Genomic DNA, 21,923 nt, shown 5'->3' on the forward strand with positions numbered 1-21,923 from the left:
CCACTACCACTCCACAGCACCACCCATCACACCCAACCTCAACAGACGGAACTAGAGGCGGCGTTTTCGAAGGCTTCTGGGATTTTCAAATCAGTGAGCTACTCACGCACGCCACGTCTTGCAGCATCGGCACCTATATTGACGCCACTAATCGCCGACAAGGCCTAGCGCCCAACCTGAAAAGAGTGGGATACTAGCGGGGAGCCAGTTAGTTCCAGCTAGCTGACTCCCCTGGTTACTAGGGTGTTCTCATCCAATGAGGACGAGAACTGCTAGCAGAGCAGCAAGGGCCCGGATTATCGGTGCGGCGTTGGTAATCGCTGCGCACCATATCCGGGTCTTTTGCTTCCCCGAAAGCCCGCCTTGTGGCTTGCCCATGGTAACCTCCTCTCGCGGTACATCCTCCACGACGATTACAGAGCAGTGTTCGTGGGGTGTGCCGTAGAGGCATTGTCACATTATCCAGTCCCCTGAAGCCCTGCACGGTTTTTCCACAGCCACCAGTGACCGGAACCTATTGGGTGGGATCTTCGAAGGCTTCCGGGTGTGCGGCCATGTAGGCCGTGGCATCCTCGATCAGCGCATCAATCTTTTCGCGGCCGTCCGTCAGCTCGACAGCATACTTCTCAATCACGGGCGCCTGCGCCAACACATAGATATCAGCAATACGATTCGTAAAGTCCGTTGACTGCTGACATTCAGCCACCTTCAACGCCATCGCCACCTGCTCCTCGGTAATGACCGTACCCGGAATCGGCTCTGACACCGTGCCTTCGACACCACCCATAACCATGCTTGATTCAACCTGATCTGGCTCCGTTTTTACACCCTCAACGAAGCCGGGGCGTTGCTCATCGTAGGTCAATCCTGCATCGGCGTAACACACCTTCAGATCTCTAAAGGCTTCCTTGGCATCGGGCGCGAGCAACGCTGCCTCTTCGGCTTGCCAGATCTCTTCATCCCATGGCCCGCTGTTATCAATCACTCCGGGCTCGAATTGCTGAACATCGTCAGTCTGTATACAGCTTCCCATCGCCTCATCCCGGACCTCATACGTCAGCCCATCGTCATACACAGACTGATCTGGGTACTCATAACCTGCTGGCGGTTCGACGATCATGTTTCGAATCAGACTGTCATCGCTCTGAGGCCCAGCAAAGGCGAACTTCTCAGCTATCTCTTGGGTCCACGGCCCGTATAGGGCATACATCTCCGCCGTGGGATCAGGGTTCCACTTCTCGACCCGCGGCCATGCAACACCCTTATCTCTTGCACACACCGTCACCGCCGTTTCACGGGCGATCGAGACTGTGGCATTCTCATCCGGCGTCGGCATGAAGCGGCCGATCGGCAAAATAACTGTTCCAGCTTCTGGATCTACATCGGCGGTCAGATCAATTCCGCTCAGATCCGCTCCAGCGTCCTCAGCACTCGGCGTCGCTTCGCCGGGCGAATCGTCACTGCATCCCGCTAGCACCATTGCGGCCAAACTCAGCGCAATCACTGCGCCCATCAACTGAGCCTTCATCGAGACCATCCTCTGTCAACGCCATTGTTACGTTAAGAATAGATCAGGAACGCCTCCCGTCAGCTAAATGGCGCGCGCTCACCCGAACCCCTAGCAGTCAGCGTCATGGGCAAGCGCACGATCTGCGCGTCACGGCTAGGATCTTCGATTCGTGCGATGGCAAGATCTGCCGCTTGACGGCCCACCTCCACCGGATCGGACGAGATGACGGACATGCCAAGAACGCTCGCCCATTCGACATCATCGAAACCTATGAGTGCTGGACGCACCGCAGCGGGATAACGCAGGCGCAGTTCCTGAAGGATCGCCAGAGCGGATCGATTGTTCCCGCCGATAAAGGCCGTTGGAGAATCTTCGCGTTCAACCAATGCTCCGGCCACTTTCCTGGCACTTTCAACATCATGGGCGCCTGTGCGGACGAGCTCCTGCCATCCATGAGCACCAGCCTGCTCCATCGCCTGCGTATACCCCGCTAGACGCCCCTGTTGAGTGGGCAGCCATTCGTAATCACCAATGTAGGCAATACGTTCGTGTCCAAACCCCAGCAAGTGAGCGGCAGCCATCTTCCCGCCGGCCTCATCATCCAGCACCACCGAATCTGCCTCGATTCCGCGAGCCTCCCGATCCACAAAAACGACGGTCATTCCCGTGCGTAGGAGGTCGAGATAACGTGAATGATCCTCCATGGCCGATACAACAATCAGAGCGCGCGACCGCAGGCGAGCAGCAGAGGTTGCCAGTTCCCATTCAGTTTCAACATTTTCGTTTGAACTAGAGAGGTTGAGGATCATACGGCGCTCCCTAGTCCTCTCCTCAAGTCCCTGCGCGATACTCGCATAAAAGGGATTCGTAATATCGCCGGTGATGACGGTAATGACCTCAGCTTGCTGACCACTTGCTAGCAGGCTTGCGGCAGCGTTGCGGCGATATCCGAGGGATCGAGCCACGCCCAGAACGCGCTCCCGAGTTTTCGGTGCGACGTTTGGCTCACCCGCGAGCACGCGCGAGGCCGTTTTCAAGCTAACGCCGGATGCCTCAGCCACCTGCGCTAACGTCACGCTTTTCAGTCCCATTCCCCCATTATCTGTGAAAACGCACTATGAGGAACGAAAGTGGGATGCTAGACTCATCACTATTCGTGACAGCGTTGTCATACGCACGAAACGAACGTCGTCATATTCCTGGCCGAAGGAGACCACCACGCTATGACACCTCCATCAAGCACATATTCGCGCCGAGTAGGCAGACGGACCGCCGCAGCCTTCGCTGCCGGCACACTCGCCTTGACGCTTGCTCCCACCGCGCTGGCTGCACCAGAGGGTGAGGACAGCTTCTCGTCGTCGTTCGAAAGCGATGATCCCAACGTAGCCGTATCAACCACGTACGGTGATGAACTCACTAATATCACCGGACAAGCGAGCCAACCCGGAAGTCTACTGTCCGACGTAGCCGACGTAACGGCTTCTGGTGAGAATCCACCGAATGAGCTAGCGAGCTCTCTGGCCGATGCCAACCCTCAAAGCAAGTGGCTAGTACGCGAATCAACGGCTTGGGCGCAGTACGAGCTGACCACGCCTGCGGCCATCACGTCATACAGCCTGACGTCAGCTAACGATGCCGCGGGCCGCGATCCCAAGGACTTCGAGATTCTCGGTTCTCAGGACGGCGAAGAGTGGGAGACGATCGATACCCAGAAGGGGCAATCGTTCGGATCCCGGCACGAGACGAAAACATATGAGCTCGAGGCTCCCTCGGACGCCTACGCCCATTACAAGCTGGATATCACGGCAAACAATGGCGAATCGTTGACTCAGTTGGCGGACTGGGATCTCCTTGACGCCTCGCGTGAAGATGTTGTCAGCCCGATGGCATCCAAGCAGGGCACTGGGCCATCAAGCTCATACACCGCGAAGACTGGTGTGGGCTTCACCGGCCTGAAGTCTCTGGAATACGGCGGCAGGATTCTTGAGAACGGCAGCGCTTCATCCACTAATGAGGTGTACGACGTCAACGTGGATATCACCGAGGGCCTTGAACTGAGCTACAAGATCTTTCCGGTGCTGGATTCTGACCTGACCTACGCCTCCACATATGCATCCATCGATCTGCTGCTCGCGGACGGAACGCGACTCTCCGATACGGGATTGAACGATCAGAACGGATTCGCAGCGAACGCGGCGGCTCAGGGAAGTTCCAATGCGCTATGGCCGGATCAGTGGAACTCCATCAAGGTGGATCTCAGCGGCCTTGAAGGCCAGACGATTGAGAAGATCTTGTTCAGCTACAACATGCCAGAAGCGGCAGGCGGGACAGTATTCCGCGGCTTTGTGGACGATGTGGCACTGGCGCCGGCTGAGGCGCTCGATACGAGCGACGGCCTCATCTCTTACGTGGATACCCGGCGCGGGACGAACTCCTCCGGTGGCTTCTCCCGCGGCAACAACTTCCCTGCCGCAGCATGGCCGAATGGGTTTAACTTCATTACCCCGATGACCAACGCGGATTCTACGAGCAGTCTTTACCAGTATCAGGCGGCGAACAACGCGGAGAACCTTCCCACCCTCAATGGCATCGGGTTCTCGCACGAACCGTCAATCTGGATGGGCGACCGTAACCAACTCGCCTTCATGCCGGCGGCCGGCTCTTCCCCAACATCCAACCTGACTGATCGAAGGCTGGCCTTCACGCACGAAGATGAAGTGGCGCGGCCCGATGTGTACTCCGTCCAGTTCCAAAATGGAATTGAAACAGCCGTAACGCCAACTGATCACGGTGGAGTCTTCTCCTTTACCTTCCCCGGTGACGAGGGCAGCGTGCTGGTGGATAAGGTGACCGGCGATGCCAAGCTCTCTGTGAGCGATGACGGTGTGGTATCCGGATGGATCCATGGCGGTTCGGGCTACCCAGGCCGCACGCGCATGTTTGTATACGGACAGTTTGACGCTTCACCCACTACGGCGGGCACTCCGTCAAGCGGCAACCGCGCGGATGCCCGTTACGCGGCATTCGATACTTCCTCGGACAAAACCGTGGAGTTGCGAGTTGCCACATCGTTCATCTCCAGTGATCAAGCGAAGAAGAACTACAGCTTCGAGCTGGATGGGCGCAGCTTTGATGACGTTCAGTCCGATGTGAAAGCTGCCTGGGATGATCGCTTGGGTGCGATCACTGACGTCAAGGGCGCCACAGATGAGCAGCTGGTTAATCTCTATTCCGGCCTTTATCGCATGAATCTCTACCCGAACTCTCAATTCGAGAACACGGGCACGGCCGATTCACCTGTGTACAAATACGCTAGCCCTGTATCACCAACATCGGGCGAGGCAACGGACACCACCACCAACGCCAAGATCGTGGACGGCAAGGTCTATGTCAACAACGGTTTCTGGGATACCTACCGCACCGAGTGGCCGGCAATCGCTATGTTCTATCCGGACCTCGCGGAAGAATTGGTGGACGGCTTCGTCCAGCAATACCGCGATGGCGGGTGGGTGGCCAGATGGTCCTCCCCCGGATACGCCGATCTTATGACGGGCACCAGCTCCGATGTTGCGTTCGCAGAGGCCTACATGGCCGGAACACTTTCCAACGAGAAGGCACTCGATGCCTACGATGCGGCCGTCAAGAATGCGACAACTCTTCCGGCCTCGGCAGGGGTTGGCCGCAAGGGCCTCGATACGGGGATCTTCCTCGGTTACACGCCAGACAGTACGGGCCAAAGTGCTTCGTGGGGCCTTGAAGGATTCATCAACGATTTTGGCATCGCCGAAATGGCGGGCGCCTTAGCTGAAGATCCGGACACACCTGCAGAACGCGTGGATCAGTTAAAGGAAGAAGCCGAATACTTCAAGGTTCGCAGCGAAGATTACGTCAACATGTTCAATGAGGAGGCCAACACATTTACCTCCCGCAATGCTGACGGCAGCTGGGACGATGGCGCGGACTTCGATAAGAAGGAATGGGGACACGCCTTCACTGAGGCCAGCGCGTGGACGTTCGGATACCACGCTCCCCACGATGTGGACGGTTTGGCATCCCTGTATGGGGGCCGCCAAGGCCTGATCGATAACATCTACGAGTTCCTTGCAGAACCGGAGGAGGCTGCATACTCGTCCATCCACGAGGCACGCGAGGCGCGCGACGTCCGTATGGGCATGCTGGGCATGAGCAATCAGGTTGCCCACCACATCCCCTACGTGCTGGGTGAGGCGGGCGATGCCTCTGGCTCCCAGAAACTCGTGTCCGATATTCAGGACAAGCTGTTCGTTGGCTCGGACATCGGGCAGGGCTATCCGGGCGATGAGGACAACGGAGAGTTTTCCGCGTGGTACGTGTTCTCGGCACTTGGCTTCTATCCGTTGGCCGTCGGTTCGGGTGACTACACCGTGGGTTCGCCCATGTTCGATTCGGCCACCGTCAACTTCGGGGATAAGTCTCTCGTCGTGAACGCTGAAGGTGCCTCGGCCGGAAAGAACTACGTGGCCGGCGTGGACATCAACGGCCAATCCGTCGGGACCACAACGTTCGATGGCGATCTCATACGTGAAGGCGGGACACTCACCTACACGATGAGCGCCGAGCCCTCCTCATGGGGCGCAAAGGATCTGACTGAAGATCTGAAGGTTCCAGAACCTGCACTGGACGTCACCACCTACGGTGTGGTGTCCACAGAAGGCGATACTGCGGTTGATTCGGGAAGCCTGACGTCCCTTACCGATAACTCCATGCGCTCGGCTACGACGTTCGATTCCGATACGGCATCAATCGTCTGGAAATCAAACTCCGGCCCAGTTGCCATCGATCGCTATACATTAACGGCGCTGGCAGGAAGTGGAGCGCCATCTGGCTGGACGCTGTCAGGTTCGATCGATAACGGTCAAACGTGGACGGCACTGGACGAACGCGAAGGCCAGACTTTCCCATTCGGCACCCAGACGCGGCCCTTCGCCGTGGATTCGGCATCCGCCTTCACCTCCTACAAGCTGGATGTGACGGGTACGGAGGGTGAAAACCTCGCCCTCGCGGAAATCGAGCTGTTCGGAGGGGCGGGCGAATCCACCGATCTCATCCTGACCCCCGTTGAGGGAGTCACCGGAACGGTTGGCGAAGAAGTGGATGCCACCCTTGCCACGCTCGTGGGAAGCGCGGAGAGCTACGAAGCCACGGTATCGGCAGGCGACGGTTCGCAGCCCGCCGAAGCCACGCTGAGCCAGAACGCTCTGGGAGGATATGACATCAGCGCCCCACACACCTACGAGAAGGCGGGTACGTACACCGCCACCATCACGGCAACGGATTCAGATGGCGGGGCGGTTTCGGCCACCACGTCCATCGATATCTCCCGTGATAACACGTTTGTTGGGCTGTTCAACAATACGTGTATTGCCGATTCCACCTATCCCGCCAGTTGTGACGGGCAAGGCTACGGCTATATGCGCGATAAGTTGGCGGACACGGACTTCACGCAGGGTGAGACCATTGCGTTGGCGGACACGGAGCTGAGCTTCGACCTGCCGGAATTCGTTCCTGAGCAGCCGGACAACATCACCACTGAGGGCCAAACCTTCAACGTAAATCTGGGCGAGGGCGCAACTCAGCTCTCCCTGATCGGAGCCGCCACTGAGAACGAAAAGGATCTCGTGGCAAGCCTCGAATTCACCGATGGCTCCACTCAGGACGTCCCGATCCAGTTTGGTGATTGGGTGGGTGCCTCCGGCAATCCCAGCTTCGAGAACTCGATTGTTGGAATGTCTGAAGGCCGATATTCCGGCACCAGCCCCGAATCCACCGTCAAAAACGCCGCGGTATACGCCACAGCTCCACTACCGCTGGATACCGATGATTCGGGTGCTCCCAAGGTGGCCCTGAGCCTCACGCTTCCTCAGGACGAAGGTTCTTTGGCAAGTGAAGGCCGTGCACACATTTTCGCCATCGCTTCCGATGGTGATCGTGCGGCATCTCAGGATCTCGAGGTGACGCCCGCCGAGGGCCTGACCGTTGAGGAGGGTTCGGAGCTTTCCGAAACGCTCGCCACGGTCACGGGCGGAGCGCCCGATGCTGAGCTAACCGCCACCGTCAACTGGAATGATGCCAGCGCAACGGAGGAGGCCGAGGTAGTGGACGGCGCGATCTCAGCTGCCCATACCTACGCTGAGGCTGGCGAATACACCGCCGTGGTGACCGTTGATGATGGAGTGAAGTCAGTGGCCACACAGGTCACGATCACCGTTACTGAGACGGCTGCATACGAACCCACCCTCAGCGCGGAACCTGACACAGCCAGTGCCGGGGATACGATCACCATCACTGGTAGCGGGTTCAAGCCCGGTGAGGACGTGGAGGTCACGAGCGGCGATACCGTGGAAACCGTGAGCGCACATGAGGACGGTACGGTGAGCACAAGCATCAAGATCCCGGACGATGCAGCACCGGGCGGCTGGGTCATCACGGCTCTTGGCGCGCAATCGCAGGTTCCAGCCAGCGTGACCGTGTCCATCACGGAGGCTCCCCCGGCGGCCACCGAAACCAGTACGTCGCTCGCCGCCGCTCCAACAAGCCCGGAGATCGGCGAATCCGTCCAGTTGACGGCAACGGTTGCACCAGCCGAGGCCGAGGGACTTGTTCGTTTCGTTGAAAACGGTCACCTGCTAGGGACCTCGCCCGTTGCCGGTGGCACCGCTTCTATCGACGTCAGTTTCGCCTCCAGTGGTGAACACGGGATCGTTGCGGAGTTTATTTCCGACGACGACGGCGAATACACCAACTCCACCTCCGCGGCCATCATCGTGACGGTTAAGGAGGCAACGGCCGAGGATGCTCAGATTCTGCTCTCGGATATCGAGGTGATGGCCGGTGAATCCGTGACCGTCACAGGATCTGGTTTCGGAGCAAACGAACAGGTTGGACTCGTCCTGCATTCAGACCCCGTTGATCTGGCAACGGTCACAGTCGATGGCAACGGCGGATTCGCGCAGGTTGTCACCATTCCGGCTGACACAAGTGTTGGCGAACACCAGATTGTGGCAACCGGTAGCGATTCTGAACTGGAGGCCAGCGCCGCCATCCATATCATCACGGTCAGCGATGGCGGGGATGACGGTGAGGGCAGCGGTGGATCCGGTGGCAGCGGTGATGATCTGAGCTTCACTGGTGCTCAGGTGACGGGGCTGATCGTAGCGGCGATCCTCATGATCGCGGCCGGCGTTGTCCTCGTGGCTGTGCGCAAGCGAAAGGCTGGTCAGTAGCGCCTGTGGCTACGCCATGCGGACTGGCACTACCTCAAGCAGATCGAGCCGCGATGCCACGTATTGGTCGTGGCGCGCGACTTCGATGAGGTTGTGCGCGGCCGCCATGGCGTGGTCCTGCGTTGCATAGTCCGACATTCGCAGCGTGAGGCGTACAAGGCCACGGGCTCCGGCCAACACTTTAATACCAAGTACTTCTGGTAGATGGGCAACGGCGGCGTTGAGCTTCTCGGACAACGATGGATCCAGCCATGGAGCAAACCATGGTTCATCCATCGCGAGGCTCACCGTTGCTGTGCGCCCAACAAAGGTGGCGCCGGTGCCGTGGACATCCGTAGGGTCTAGAGCGATGATTCCGGTGTTGAGTAACGCCTGAGCGGCGGCTGCCTGCCCCTCCACAGGCATCGGCCTGGCCTGGGCATCAAACGCTGAAAGCGCCGCCATGGAAGTGAACGCGGGCATCGCCTTGAGCCCGCCGGGGGCATCCACGGTGAGCGCGCCAGCTTCCTCCTGCGCGGCCTCCTGGGTCCCTTCCGGGTCATGAACCTTGATTGCGCCGTCGCCTTGAACACCGGGGTGGGCATGCGGCAGCACGGCTAGAAACAAACGGCCAGTCCCAATGGCCGCCACAACGCTCTCTTGACGTTTTGCATGGTCTTGCTGGGAAAGAGCAGCCGCCATTTGAGGCTGGAGCGATCCGTCGTCGTTCGCAAAAGGATTGGGCCGAAGCAAACGATCAAAATCCACTAGCGCTGCTCCCCCGAAATCTCGATGGCCTGAGCCAACGTAAACGCGCCTTCATACAGGGCCTTGCCCACGATCGCACTATCCACGCCCGCGGGTACCAACTCGCGCAGCGCCGCCAGATCGTCGAGGGACGAAATCCCGCCGGACGCTACCACGGGAGCGTTCGCTTCCCTCGCAACCCGTTCAAGCAACTGCGTGTTCGGCCCGGTCAGGGTTCCGTCCTTCGTCACGTCCGTGACCACGTACCGAGAGCAGCCGGCCGCCTCCAGCTGGCGCAGAACCTCCCAGAGGTTCCCTCCTTCGCTGGTCCAGCCACGCCCTGCCAGCACCTCGCCGCGGACGTCCAAGCCCACGGCCACACGATCCCCAAAGCGCTCAATCACCTTCGCCGTCCACTCCGGGTTCTCCAGTGCGGCGGTGCCGATGTTCACCCGGGCAGCTCCCGCATCAAGGGCACGCTGAAGGCTCGCATCGTCACGAATCCCGCCGGTCAGCTCAATTCGAACCGGCACGTCGCGGACGATACGCGCGAGTAGCTCATGATTGGAGCCGCGGCCAAAGGCGGCGTCTAGATCAACCAGGTGAATCCACGTAGCACCATGATCCGCCCAAGTTGCCGCTGCCTCGGCGGGATCACCGTAGGCGGTCTCGGAGCCTGCCTCACCCTGAAGGAGGCGGACGGCTTGCCCATTGACAACGTCAACGGCAGGCAGAAGCTGAAGCGGTGGCAGAGTGTTCACGATCTATCCTTTACAGCGTGGCGATCCAATTGGTCAGGAGCTGGGCTCCTGCATCTCCGGACTTTTCCGGATGGAACTGCGTGGCCATGAGCGGGCCGTTCTCCACGGCGGCCACGAAGCGGGCGCCGTGTTCAGCGAAGGTAACCAGCGGTGGTTCGATGTGTGGGTGGCGCGGCAATGCCGCCGCCGGATCAGACTGGACCCCGTAGGAATGCACGAAATAGAAGCGCTCATCCGCAATGGAGTTGAAGAGCTGTGAATCGGCCGGCGCATCCACCAGCGACCATCCCATGTGCGGAACAATCGCGGCCGGCAAGAGATCTACTGAGCCGGGCCACTGGGCAAAGCCCTCGTGTACGCCGTATTCGGTGCCCTGCTCGAACATGACCTGAAGGCCAACACAGATGCCCAGCACGCCGCGCCCACCCGCGAGGCGCCGCTCAATCAGGCGATCGGCCTTGACGGCACGCAGCTTGTCCATCACGGCGGCGAAAGCGCCAACGCCGGGAACCACGAGGCCGTCCGCGGCCATCACCGCATCTGGATCAGCGGTGAGTTCCACATCTGCTCCCACGTGATGGAGTGCGCGAACCACCGAATGGACGTTACCGCTTTCGGCTGCGAGTACAACGATCTTTTTCACGAACGCAATTGTAGCCGGGTTTACCCTTGCGGATCTTCGGTGCCCGGTTCTGGGGAATCCGGTTCTGGAGACTGTGATGGCTTGCGGTTCCAGAAGTGCTGTTTCGTTGGCTTCTCGGAGGCACGGGACGCCTGCGCCTCCCGCGCCTTCTTGACGATCTCCGCGGGGGTGACGTCTAGCGAGTGGACGGCGCCGTAATCATCGGCGGTTTTCTCGCCCAAAACGATGCGCTCAATCACGGGATCGAGGCTGTTGAGCAACAGGCCAGCCCCAATCTCATCACCGGATTCGCCGCCGATGAACCTGCGCGCGCGCACCACACCGGAAATCCCGGCTTCGAAGCCCGTATCTTCACCAAGATCCACATCAATCAGCACCACACCGTACTTGGTCAGGCGCGAGAGGAAGGCCGCCACAGCCGGCGCGTTATCCGAGGGACTATCCTCCCCCAGTTCCTCCAGATCCGAATCATCCGGGCCGAGGATATTGCGGATGTCCCACTCGTCATACTGAGGAACGGGAAGCTCGCGCACCACCAACGCACCGGACTTCGTGCCAACAATTTGGACGTCCAGTTTCTGCAAGGCGGCAATGCCTGCCACCACCTCGGGTTTATCGAAGGGAGTCAGGATTGCGTAGCGCTTGATCTTGGTGCCCATGGCTACAGGCTACCCTTTGTTGAGGGGATGCCACTAACTCGCGGATCGGGTTCCACCGCTACGCGCAATGCACGCGCGAGCGCCTTGAACTGCGCCTCGACGATGTGGTGGGGATCGCGCCCACGGATCAGATCCACATGCAGGCAAATCCCAGCGTGATAGGCGATTGCCTCGAAGCAGTGCCTAGTCATCGAACCGGTGAAGTGGCCACCGATGAGGTGGTATTGCTGCCCATCGGGCTCACCTTCGTGAACAAGGTATGGCCGCCCCGAAATGTCCACAACCGCCCGGGCAAGCGCCTCGTCCAGCGGGACGGTGGCTTCCCCAAACCGGCGAATCCCCGCTTTGTTGCCGAGCGCCTCGCGCAGGGCTTCGCCAAAACAAATCGCCGTGTCCTCAACGGTGTGGTGGACATCCACCTCCACGTCTCCTCGCGCCTTCACGTCAAGATTGATGAGCGAGTGGCGCGAGAGCGCGGTCAGCATGTGATCGTAGAACGGAACCCCGGTATCGATGGTCGATTCCCCTGTCCCGTCCAGATCGATCGCCAGCGAAATCGTGCTTTCGGATGTTGATCGCTCGATGCGAGCCGTACGTGCCATTTAGATAACCTCCTTCAGTGCCGCAAGGAACGCGGCGTTTTCCTGTGGCGTACCGATGCACACGCGGAGCCAGCCATCTGGCCCGACCTCACGGATAAGTACGCCTCGATCCAGCAGGCCTTGCCACACGGCGTGGCGATCGGTGAACGTGCCGAACATGATGAAGTTCGAATCTGATGGTACGGTCCTCAGGCCGAGTGCGCGGAGGTCTGTGACCATCTGGTCGCGATCGGCGCGGATTGCGGCAATCTGATCGGCCAGCTCGCCGCTGTGGGCAAGGCAGGCGCGCGCGGCAGCCTGAGTGAGGGCAGATAGGTGGTACGGCAAACGCACCACGGTGAGCTGATCGATGATCTCCCGGCTGGCCGCAAGGTAGCCAAGCCGCAGACCCGCAGCGCCGAATGCTTTGGACATCGTGCGCGAGACGGCCATGTGCGGGTAATCACTGAGCAGTTCGAGGGCCGAAGGAACGCCATCGCGGCGGAACTCCGCGTAGGCTTCGTCAATCACCACGAGCGATGCCTGCCCGGATCGCGGTCCGGTTTCACGGGCGATTTCGAGGATGTGGATGAGTTGATGGGGTGGGAGCGCTGTGCCGGTTGGATTATTAGGACTGGTGAGGAGGACGACGGCGGGGCGCTCACGTTCAAGCACCGCGCGGACTTCCTCCAGATCCAGTTCGAAGGAATCCGTACGCGAACCTGCTACCCACGTGGAGGAGACGTCACGGGCATACTCCGAATACATGGAGTATGTGGGGGCAAAGGAAACCACTGTTCGGCCAGGACCGGCGAATGCTTGAAGCACGTGCAACATGACTTCGTTGGAACCGTTGGCCGCCCAGATGTTGCGCGGTTCAACGCGCACGTGGGATTCGCTTTCCAAAAAGGCAGCGAGTTCGGCGCGCAGATCCATGAAATCGCGGTCCGGGTAGCGGTTGAGACCCTTCGCCGCAACGGCCACCGCGGCCGCGATATCTTGGGCTAGTTCATCGCTTGGGGGATACGGGTTTTCATTGACGTTCAGGCATACAGGCACATCAAGCTGAGGAGCACCGTAGGGTTGCTCGTTCTCAAACTCTGGGCGATACGGAAGGACACTCACCCCTCAAGCTTAATACGTGCGCTTTCTAGATGTCCTTAGGTATCACCGCCACCACAGGAGCTCCGGTCAGGACACCGTGCGTTACGGATCCGAGAAGCTGTGCTGCCATCGCCCCGGCGCCGTGCGAACCAACCACGGTCAGGCAGGCGTCATTCGAGGCTTCAAGCAGGGCATCCACCGCGTGCAACATGGACAGATCCAACGTTGCGTCAACGTCCGGATAGTCCTCGGTTACCTTCTCAAATGATTCCTGACCGCGTTCGGCAACCTGCTGCATCCGCGTACCCACCATCGAACGCATGGCCGTTTCAGGAAGCGTGTCAAAGTTGGCGGCGGCATGCTGTTGAGACTGAATCACCCGGACGGATGTTCCTCGCCTGCGTGCTTCTTCAAATGCATACTGAACAGCCTCTTGGGATCCGCCTTCAGGCGCCATACCCACAACGACAGGGCCGCGTGCATCTCCGGGGTTGCCCCGAACTACCACAACTGGACACTTCGAATGAGCCGCCACCTTGGAAGAAACGGAGCCAAGTAGAAGCCGCCGCACGGCGCCTAGGCCACGAGCCCCCAAATAGACGATTGTTGCCTTGTTTGATTCACTGACCAGCGCCACCGAGGGATCTGCCACCGCAACTTCCGTTGTGACGGCTAATCCGGGAAAAGCCTTCTCGATGCGCTCTTGCTCTGCATCCAGCACATCCTGACAAGACTCCAAAATATCGGGCGGCGGTGTGGGATCCAAGCCTGCGTATCCATACAGCGGGGCGAACCCATACACAAGCCGTAAGGGAAGATCGCGGCGTTGGGCCTCCGCAGCGGCCTGTGTGACAGCGGCCCCGGCACGAACAGAACCGTCGGTCCCGGCAACAACCGGATAGACGTCAGCCATGATGGCCTCCTCTTGGGCCCGCGTGCCTGGATTGCCAGATCGTTCCCGCTGGCCCTCACACACAGTCTAGTTCTTTTTGTGGTGCTGGTCACTCAATTGATGCCATCAAAATGGCGGAGTCTCGCCCCTTCGAAGTGGCGAGAGCTCTATAAGGCTCGCCTTATGTAAGGATTCCCAAACTGGAATAGTTCCAGATTAATGCCTACTGTGAGGGTAACGAAGGAGGGAACATGTACACTCAGTTGGCTGAGGTAAAACAGCAGGAAAACGCCATCACATCTGGTGATACACCATCGCTCCAGAGCAAGCTGAACTGGCTGCGTGCAGGCGTCCTTGGCGCCAATGACGGAATCGTCTCTACGGCCGGGATCGTCATGGGTGTTTCAGGTGCGGCTCTCACCGGGCAGAGCCTTCTGGCGGCAGGGGTTGCCGGTACCATCGCAGGCGCCCTCTCGATGGCGGCGGGCGAATATGTTTCCGTCTCTACCCAGCGCGATACCGAGCAAGCGGCACTGGACAAGAAGCGGGTTCTTCTAGAGACCGACCCTCAGGGCGAACTCGATGCGTTGGCACGCCGCGTCGAACATAGTGGCGTCCATCCCAGTCTGGCTCGCGATGTGGCTACACAGCTCACCGCAGAGGAACCACTCGCGGCCCATGCACAGTGGGAGCTGGGAATAGATCCCAAGGAGATTGTCAATCCGTGGCATGCGGCCGCCGCTTCGATGATCTCTTTCATTGCAGGAGCTATCATTCCACTCCTGACGATCATCCTCAGCCCCACCGCTATCGCGGTACCCGCCACCGTGGCGGCTGTGACGGTGGCCCTAGCGATCACTGGTTCAGCTTCCGCTGCTCTGGGCGGCGCCGATCAGAAGCGTGCAACCATCCGGAACATATGCGGCGGCCTTCTGGCCATGGCAGTGACCTACTTCAGTGGCGTGGGGCTAAGCCTCATCCTCTAGGCGGGCCTCCAAGGCTTCTGCGTGTGCCGGCAAGTCCTCGTCCAGCGCCATGACGCGGAGATGGGGATATACCTTCGCCATCGCCTCGGCGGAGTATTCGATCGATTGAACGGATTTGATGAACGCGTGGACATTCAACCCTGAGTTGAATGCCGCAGTTCCGCCCGTGGGTAGGACGTGGTTAGAGCCCGCAATATAATCGCCAAGAGGAACTGGGTTGTACGGTCCCACAAAAATGGCACCTGCGTTGTGAATCAGGCCAGCGTGGTGTGGTGCCTTTTCCGTCTGGATCTCAAGGTGCTCAGCACCGTAGGCGTTGGCAACACGTACACCGGTATCCATATCATCAACCAGAACTACTCCGGATTGAGGCCCAGTCAGGGCTGTCCGTACGCGTTCGCGATGCTTGGTTGCCCCCGCGCGGCGCTCAAGGGCAGCGTCCACACGATTGGCGAATTCATCCGAATCTGTGATGAGAACCGAAGCCGCGGCGGGATCGTGCTCCGCTTGTGAGAGAAGATCTGCCGCCACATGCTCGGGATTTGCCGTATCGTCCGCCAACACCGCGATTTCCGTTGTTCCGGCCTCTGCATCGATGCCCACGGTGCCGCGGACTAGACGTTTGGCTGCCGCCACGTATATATTGCCCGGCCCTGTGACAACATCCACCGGTTCACACAGGACCTCAGGATCTGCTGTGTTAGGCTCCCCCGCGGCACCATAGGCGAACATGCCGATCGCGCTTGCTCCACCGACCGCATATACCTCGGTGATTCCCAGCAGGTGACATGCCGCGAGAATGGTGGGGTGCGGGAGGCCGCCGAATTCTGCTTGGGCAGGGGACGCCAGAGCAATCTCCTTGACTCCAGCAACCTGAGCCGCAACGGCGTTCATGATGACAGAAGAGGGATACACGGCCAAGCCACCAGGGACATAGAGGCCTACCCGCTGAACCGGGATCCAACGCTGACGCACAAAGCCCCCGGACATGACCTCCGTGAGCTTCTCTTCTGGCAACTGAGCCGTATGGCCAACCCGGTTGTGAGCGATGGAGATCTTGAGCGCTTCGGTAAGTGCCGGATCAAGTGAACCCGCCGCCTTTTCGAGCTCTTCGGCAGGCACGCGCAATGCGGCCGGCCGCACCTTATCGAACTTCTCCGAGGCATCCCGAAGCGCAGCCCCGCCTCGCTCACGAACATCGTCGATCAGGGGACCAACAACTTCCAGAGCCTTTTCGATGTTGAAGGCTGCGCGCGGCAGCTTATCGGCCAAGACTGAACGCGAGATCGCTACGCCACGAAGGTCAATTCTCTGCAACATGCCTGCCAGTCTAGTGCCACATCCTTCTGGGAAGTTCAGCCGTCCGGGAACTCTCCCGGATCCTCGTACTCCTCGGGCGCGTAGATGCGCGGAGCGGTGCCTTGACCCGCCACCTTGTCAATCGCTCCCCCGAATCGCCTCTCCCGGGAGGCGTACACCTCGCATGCCCTCCACAGTTCGCGGCGATCGAAATCAGGCCAGAGAAGGTCCGAGAAGTACATTTCCGCGTACGCCGATTCCCACATGAGGAAGTTGCTTGTTCGCTGTTCCCCTCCGGTACGAATGAAGAGGTCCACGTCCGCCATGTCAGGCGCGTACAAGTAGCGGTTGACAGTCTGCTCACCGATACTCGACGCTTTGAGCCTGCCTGCAGCAATATCTGCAGCCATGGAAGCGGCGGCGTCCGCGATCTCTGCTCTCCCGCCGTAGTTGATGCACAGGTTAAGAGTGAGGCGTCGGTTATCCTTGGTCAACTCTTCCGCTGCTCGGAGCTCCGAAAGCACTGATTTCCACAGCCGCCCCTCGCGCCCTACCCACCGGACACGAACGCCCCACGCATTCAGTTCCTCGCGCTGCTCGCGAAGAATCTTGCGGGAGAACCCGAGGATGTAGCGGACCTCTGCCGGAGATCTCTTCCAGTTCTCGGTTGAGAATGCGTATGCGGACAGCTCGCGCACGCCAATCTCCAACGCTCCCTGAATCACGTCCATCAGCGTGGCCTCGCCAGCGCGGTGTCCATCTGTGCGAGGCAAGCCACGGGCGTTCGCCCATCGTCCGTTACCATCCATCACGACGGCAACATGAGAAGGGACCCGGCTAAGCACTGGCGGCTGAAGGTGTTGCATGTTCACTTCCTAGAACTCAATGCTTCTAAAGCTGGACGAGTGGCGAGCCCACCATGGCCAAAGATTTGACCTTACGTTCGATGTGCCATTGCAAATAGGCAGTCACAGCGCCGGACGCCTCGTGCTGAGCGGTAGGACCAGCGGTGTCCACCACGTCCCAGTTGCCATTTTGTAGTCCTTGGAGGAGCTCCACGGTCACGGAATGCAAATGCGCGGCCCCGCGAGGAGCGCAGTCATTACACACCATCCCACCGGCGCGCACGTCAAAGCGTTCCAAGGGCCCGGGAGCGCCACAGTTCGCACAGTGTGCAATAGCAAGGGCCCAGCCTGCGTTCGCAAGCGAGCGAAGAATATAGGAATCCAAGGTGGCAGCAGGAGAGTGAGCGCTGCTGGCCAGGGCCCCTAGCCCGCCGGCGAGCAACAGGTACTGGCCCTCGTCCGGCAGCCCCTCCTGAGAGGTCAGGCGATCGGTCACCTCAGCCATAGCGCTCGCGCAGGTATATGAATCGTAATCACGGCCGATCTTGGCAGCAAAAGAATTGATCGTGGACACCTCGGTCACGATATCGAGCGTTCGGCCCTCGTAGAACTGCACATCCACCATGGCGAATGGTTCCAGCCGCGCCCCGAAGCGCGATTTTGTGCGGCGGATTCCCTTCGCAACTCCACGGACCTGCCCGTGCCGGCGCGTCAAAAACGTGATGATGCGGTCCGCCTCCCCCAAGTCATGGGTTCGCAGCACAACAGCCTCATCCCGGTACAGTTTCACGCGATCATTGTTCCACGTTCGGGCGATCGTTCAATGAGGCGAGCCGCACGGTTTGCTTAAAGTGTAATACCTACTAATCCTGTAGTTAAATGCCGTGCTAATATTCCGCTATGAAACCGTTTCTGCTGCTGGTGGCGCGTCCCCCAAGTCCGATCAAATCGGACGAAGTCAGCGCGCTCCTGCGATACGGCCGCCTCCGCGAGCAGGATCTTGAGATCATCGATCTCCTTCAGGGCCCGCAGCCCATACCTGACGTCAGCAGGTACTCCGGCGTGTTCATTTCCGGCTCACCCTATGATTACCTCACCCCACCCAGTCGCAAATCCGAAACACAGCTACTTGTGGAATCGGAACTTGGCCAGATATGCGGCGAGTTGGTGAGCGAAGATATCCCCACACTTGGCCTGTGCTACGGTCTGCAGGCCCTAGCCTTGGCGGCTGGAGCCACACTCACTCCTGAGTATTCGGAGGATATGCAGCCCATGCAGATCTCCCTTACGGAGGCCGGGCGCAAGGATCAGCTGACGGGTCAGCTCCCGGATTCGTTCCTCGGATACGTTGCACATACGGATTCTGTTGGACGTGTTCCGCCAAATATGGAAGTCTTGGCCTCATCAATCAGCTGTCCCGTTCAAATCGCCCGCATCAAGGAGAATATTTACGGTACTCAGCACCACCCGGAAATTGACCGGGATGGCATAGCGATTCGAGTGGAGCACTACGTTGGCGTCTACTTCACCAAGGAGCAACATCCTGCAGTTCTCGCAGCCGTCCAGGCTGTTCAAACCGAGCAACGTCTCATAACCTATTTCACCGAGAAGTACGGAGCATGACATGGAATTCGCCCAGTCACAGCAGTCCACCATCGGCATCGAGTGGGAGCTTCAACTCGTTGATCAGGACTCGAACGATCTGCGTCAGGCCGCTGAGTTTGTTATTAAACAGCTAGAGGGTAAGCCATTCATTCACAAGGAAATGCTTCTCAACACAGTAGAAGTCACGTCTGGAGTACATCGAACAGTGGCTGGGTGCGTAGGCGATCTACGCGAGGGTGGCGAATCAGTACGCAAAACCACCGATCCTCTACGGATCGATATTGTGGCTGCCGGATCCCACCCCTTCGCCAACCCGATGTACCAACGGGTCACCAATAACGCGCGCTACGCCGCTCTGGTCAATCGCACGCAGTACTGGGGACGCCAGATGCTTCTGTTCGGGACGCACGTGCACGTTGGCCTGGACCGCCGCGATAAGGTCCTCCCGATCCTTAAGGCGCTGTTGACCCGCGCCTACCACATCCAGTCACTATCGGCCTCCTCCCCCTTCTGGGCAGGCAACCGCACGAATTACGCGAGCAATCGTTCCATGGTGTTCCAGCAACTGCCCACCGCCGGCACTCCCCGGCAGTTCGATCAATGGCGTGAACTCGAGCAGTACACCGATGATTTGATCAAAACTCGCACCATTGAAGAATTCAACGAGGTCCGTTGGGACGTGCGCCCGTCCCCCGGCTGGGGAACCATCGAGGTGCGTGTGGCGGACGCCAGCCCGAACCTTCTTGAACTGCGCGCCGTAGCTGCGCTTATTCACTGCCTTGTGGATCACTACGCCGCTGAATTGGATGCGGGCCGCGAGATCCCGACAATGCCGGATTGGTATGTTGCCGAAAACAAGTGGCGCTCTGCCCGATACGGGATGGATGCCGTCCTGATCAAGGATCGTCACGGCAACGAAGAGCACGTGGCCGATACCCTCCGCGAAACGGTCACCGCGCTAGAACCCGTTGCGGCTAGGCTCGGCTGCCTAGATGAGCTGGCGGGCGTGCACGATATTCTCGAAACGGGAGCGGCCTATCAGCGCTTCCTCGCAGTGTGCGATGCCCACGGCGGGTCACTTGACGCCGTGGTGGAGCACATGCGGGCGGAAATGCGCGCTGAAAGGCCGCTTGCCGCAGAGGCCACTCGCAACAGCCCGGATGGGCTGCGCTCATCTACCTCAGTGCCCGGTTAATGGCTGAGACGATCGCCTTGAAGCCAGCACGGACTGTGGAAGGATCGATTCCGCATCCCCACAGAACCTGACCGTTGACATCGCATTCGATGTAGGCGGCTGCCGTGGCATCGTGGCCAGCGCTCAAGGCGTGCTCGGCGTAGTCCAGTACCTTGACGTTCAGCCCAACCTGCTCGAACGCGCCCACAAAAGCATCGATCGGGCCGTTGCCCTCCGAACTCAGGACATGATCGGTCTGTTCCTCACCCTCTCCGTACTCTCGCAGGATTGAGCTCAGCTCCGAATGCGAGCCTTCTTCGCCGGATACGAGAGTGCTGGAGATCAGCCGGTACTTACCCCACGGGCTCAATCCCTCAGCTTCCTTGTAGGGCAGGTATTCGTCCACAAAGATCTGCCAGAGGCGATCGGATGTGACTTCCCCACCGAAACGATCGGTGTAGCGTTGTACCAAGCCCGCCAACTCCAGTTGCATGCGGCGCGGCAGATCCAAATGGCGCGTGGAGGACATGAGGTAGGCAACGCCACCCTTGCCGGATTGAGAATTGACACGCACAACAGCCTCGTAGTTGCGCCCCAGATCCTTGGGATCCAGAGGCAGGTACGGAACGTCCCAGGGAACGGCGTTTTCATCGCCACCGGCGGCAGCAACACGTTCGTCCCGATCCACGAACCCCTTCTTGATCGCATCCTGATGAGAACCAGAGAAGGCCGTGTAAACCAAGCTACCGGAATACGGTGTTCGCTCAGGAACCACCATCGATGTGCACTGTTCGTACACCTCCACGATGTGATCGATGTCCGAGATATCCAGTTGAGGATCAATGCCTTGGCTGAACAGGTTCAGTGCCAACGTCACCAGATCCACGTTGCCGGTACGCTCGCCCTGACCGAACAGGCAGCCCTCTACCCGATCTACCCCAGCCAACAGCGCCAGTTCGGTAGAAGCCAAGCCGGTGCCGCGATCATTGTGGGTGTGAGCAGAAAGAGCCACGTGCTCACGCCGGGTGAGATTCCGGCTCATGTATTCGATCTGATCTGCGTACACGTTGGGAGTGGCACGCTCCACGGTGGTGGGAAGGTTGATAACGATCTCGCGATCTGGTCCCGGCTGCCACACGTCCATCACGGACTCGCATACCTCGAGAGCGTAATCGAGTTCGGTATCCACAAAGATCTCTGGCGAATACTCGAATCCAGCTACAGTAGCCTCTGACAGGCGCTTCTCCAGCCCAGCCAAGACTTCCTGAGCGCCAGCAACCGCGAGCTGCTTGGTTGCTTCCTTGTCATTGTGGAAGACCACCCGGCGGAAAACCGGAGCCGTGGCGTTGTACAGATGGACGGTGGCTCGTGGCATACCATCCACGGCCTTGACCGTCTTCTCAATGATCTCCGGGCGAGCCTGTGTGAGAACTGAAATCGTGACGTCCTCAGGGATCGCGTTATCGGCCACGAGGCTGCGGCAGAAATCGAAATCGGCGGCTGACGCTGCCGGGAAGCCCACTTCGATTTCCTTAATCCCCAGCCGCACCAGCAGGTCAAACATCGCCCGCTTCTGCTTCGGGTTCATGGGTTCAACAAGGGCCTGATTGCCATCACGCAGGTCCGTTGAAAGCCAGCGGGGGGCCTTGGTGATGCGGTTGTTGGGCCACATGCGGTCCGGCAGGTCAACGGCATTTGTCTCGAGGAACGGGCGGTACTTCCCATTCGGCATGCTTGTGTTCTGCTGGCGGTTAGCAAATCCTGATGTACGCATTGAAAATTCCCTCTTATCGTTTAGCCATCTACAGCGACCGGCGCAACGATTACCCGCGGCGGGGAGCCAGTCTGCTAGGACCCGTCGCGGCGGCTAAGAAGG

General features: G+C 59.4%; 17 protein-coding genes. 4 read left to right on the forward strand and 13 right to left on the reverse strand.

The window, feature by feature from the left end; all coding sequences use genetic code 11:
- Positions 1–514 precede the first annotated feature (514 nt).
- Entirely contained in the window at positions 515–1,528 is a 1,014-nt protein-coding gene (locus ACTHV6_RS08465) for a hypothetical protein (protein ID WP_441386889.1), read from the reverse strand.
- 59 nt (positions 1,529–1,587) lie between these two features.
- Positions 1,588–2,601 (reverse strand): LacI family DNA-binding transcriptional regulator, encoded by a 1,014-nt coding sequence (locus ACTHV6_RS08470; RefSeq protein ID WP_441386891.1) that lies wholly within the window; start codon positions 2,599–2,601, stop codon positions 1,588–1,590.
- A gap of 132 nt (positions 2,602–2,733) precedes the next feature.
- Here ACTHV6_RS08470 and ACTHV6_RS08475 point away from each other — a divergent pair, with 132 nt between their 5' ends.
- The gene (locus ACTHV6_RS08475) at positions 2,734–8,772 is read left to right on the forward strand and encodes a GH92 family glycosyl hydrolase (protein WP_441386892.1); all 6,039 of its coding nucleotides are present in this window, start codon (positions 2,734–2,736) and stop codon (positions 8,770–8,772) included.
- 9 nt (positions 8,773–8,781) lie between these two features.
- Here ACTHV6_RS08475 and ACTHV6_RS08480 read toward each other — a convergent pair whose 3' ends face one another.
- From ACTHV6_RS08480 to ACTHV6_RS08510, 7 genes are read right to left on the reverse strand one after another with little or no spacing between them, the layout of a single operon-like run.
- Positions 8,782–9,519: an SseB family protein gene (locus tag ACTHV6_RS08480; RefSeq protein ID WP_441386893.1), complete on the reverse strand. Its 738-nt coding sequence runs from the start codon at positions 9,517–9,519 to the stop codon at positions 8,782–8,784.
- Complete coding sequence (gene priA / locus ACTHV6_RS08485; protein ID WP_441386894.1) at positions 9,519–10,259, reverse strand: bifunctional 1-(5-phosphoribosyl)-5-((5-phosphoribosylamino)methylideneamino)imidazole-4-carboxamide isomerase/phosphoribosylanthranilate isomerase PriA; 741 nt, start codon at positions 10,257–10,259, stop codon at positions 9,519–9,521. Before priA ends, ACTHV6_RS08480 begins: the two co-directional genes overlap by 1 nt.
- Positions 10,260–10,269: 10 nt before the next feature.
- Positions 10,270–10,902 (reverse strand): imidazole glycerol phosphate synthase subunit HisH, encoded by a 633-nt coding sequence (gene hisH, locus ACTHV6_RS08490; RefSeq protein WP_441386896.1) that lies wholly within the window; start codon positions 10,900–10,902, stop codon positions 10,270–10,272.
- Between the two features lie 20 nt (positions 10,903–10,922).
- Positions 10,923–11,561 carry a hypothetical protein gene (locus tag ACTHV6_RS08495; protein WP_441386897.1) on the reverse strand — a complete coding sequence of 213 codons (639 nt, stop codon included), beginning with the start codon at positions 11,559–11,561 and terminating at the stop codon, positions 10,923–10,925.
- A gap of 2 nt (positions 11,562–11,563) precedes the next feature.
- Positions 11,564–12,163 carry an imidazoleglycerol-phosphate dehydratase HisB gene (gene hisB, locus ACTHV6_RS08500; RefSeq protein ID WP_441386899.1) on the reverse strand — a complete coding sequence of 200 codons (600 nt, stop codon included), beginning with the start codon at positions 12,161–12,163 and terminating at the stop codon, positions 11,564–11,566.
- Positions 12,164–13,267, reverse strand: a complete 1,104-nt coding sequence (locus ACTHV6_RS08505; protein ID WP_441386901.1) for a histidinol-phosphate transaminase — start codon at positions 13,265–13,267, stop codon at positions 12,164–12,166.
- 25 nt (positions 13,268–13,292) lie between these two features.
- A complete protein-coding gene (locus ACTHV6_RS08510; protein WP_441386903.1) occupies positions 13,293–14,159 on the reverse strand; it encodes a universal stress protein in 867 nt (288 codons plus the stop codon).
- 230 nt (positions 14,160–14,389) lie between these two features.
- On the opposite strand from ACTHV6_RS08510, the gene ACTHV6_RS08515 reads away from it, so the two are divergent.
- Complete coding sequence (locus ACTHV6_RS08515) at positions 14,390–15,124, forward strand: VIT1/CCC1 transporter family protein (RefSeq protein WP_441386904.1); 735 nt, start codon at positions 14,390–14,392, stop codon at positions 15,122–15,124.
- On the opposite strand, the gene hisD is transcribed toward ACTHV6_RS08515, so the two are convergent.
- From hisD to recO, 3 genes are read right to left on the reverse strand one after another with little or no spacing between them, the layout of a single operon-like run.
- Positions 15,107–16,444 carry a histidinol dehydrogenase gene (hisD, locus tag ACTHV6_RS08520; RefSeq protein WP_441386905.1) on the reverse strand — a complete coding sequence of 446 codons (1,338 nt, stop codon included), beginning with the start codon at positions 16,442–16,444 and terminating at the stop codon, positions 15,107–15,109. The two genes, ACTHV6_RS08515 and hisD, sit on opposite strands and share 18 nt — an antisense overlap.
- A gap of 35 nt (positions 16,445–16,479) precedes the next feature.
- Positions 16,480–17,289: an isoprenyl transferase gene (locus tag ACTHV6_RS08525; RefSeq protein ID WP_441386906.1), complete on the reverse strand. Its 810-nt coding sequence runs from the start codon at positions 17,287–17,289 to the stop codon at positions 16,480–16,482.
- 25 nt (positions 17,290–17,314) lie between these two features.
- Complete coding sequence (gene recO, locus ACTHV6_RS08530; protein ID WP_441386908.1) at positions 17,315–18,058, reverse strand: DNA repair protein RecO; 744 nt, start codon at positions 18,056–18,058, stop codon at positions 17,315–17,317.
- A 110-nt stretch (positions 18,059–18,168) separates the two neighbouring features.
- On the opposite strand from recO, the gene ACTHV6_RS08535 reads away from it, so the two are divergent.
- Positions 18,169–18,891, forward strand: coding sequence for a glutamine amidotransferase-related protein (locus ACTHV6_RS08535; protein ID WP_441386910.1), 723 nt, complete (start codon positions 18,169–18,171; stop codon positions 18,889–18,891).
- A gap of 1 nt (position 18,892) precedes the next feature.
- Positions 18,893–20,068: a glutamate--cysteine ligase gene (locus ACTHV6_RS08540; protein WP_441386912.1), complete on the forward strand. Its 1,176-nt coding sequence runs from the start codon at positions 18,893–18,895 to the stop codon at positions 20,066–20,068.
- Here the strand turns inward: ACTHV6_RS08540 and leuA are convergent.
- Positions 20,049–21,821: a 2-isopropylmalate synthase gene (gene leuA / locus ACTHV6_RS08545; RefSeq protein ID WP_441386914.1), complete on the reverse strand. Its 1,773-nt coding sequence runs from the start codon at positions 21,819–21,821 to the stop codon at positions 20,049–20,051. The genes ACTHV6_RS08540 and leuA overlap by 20 nt on opposite strands.
- Positions 21,822–21,923: the final 102 nt, after the last annotated feature.

The sequence above is a fragment of the Ancrocorticia sp. genome (assembly GCF_052089425.1).
Classification (GTDB): domain Bacteria; phylum Actinomycetota; class Actinomycetes; order Actinomycetales; family Actinomycetaceae; genus Ancrocorticia.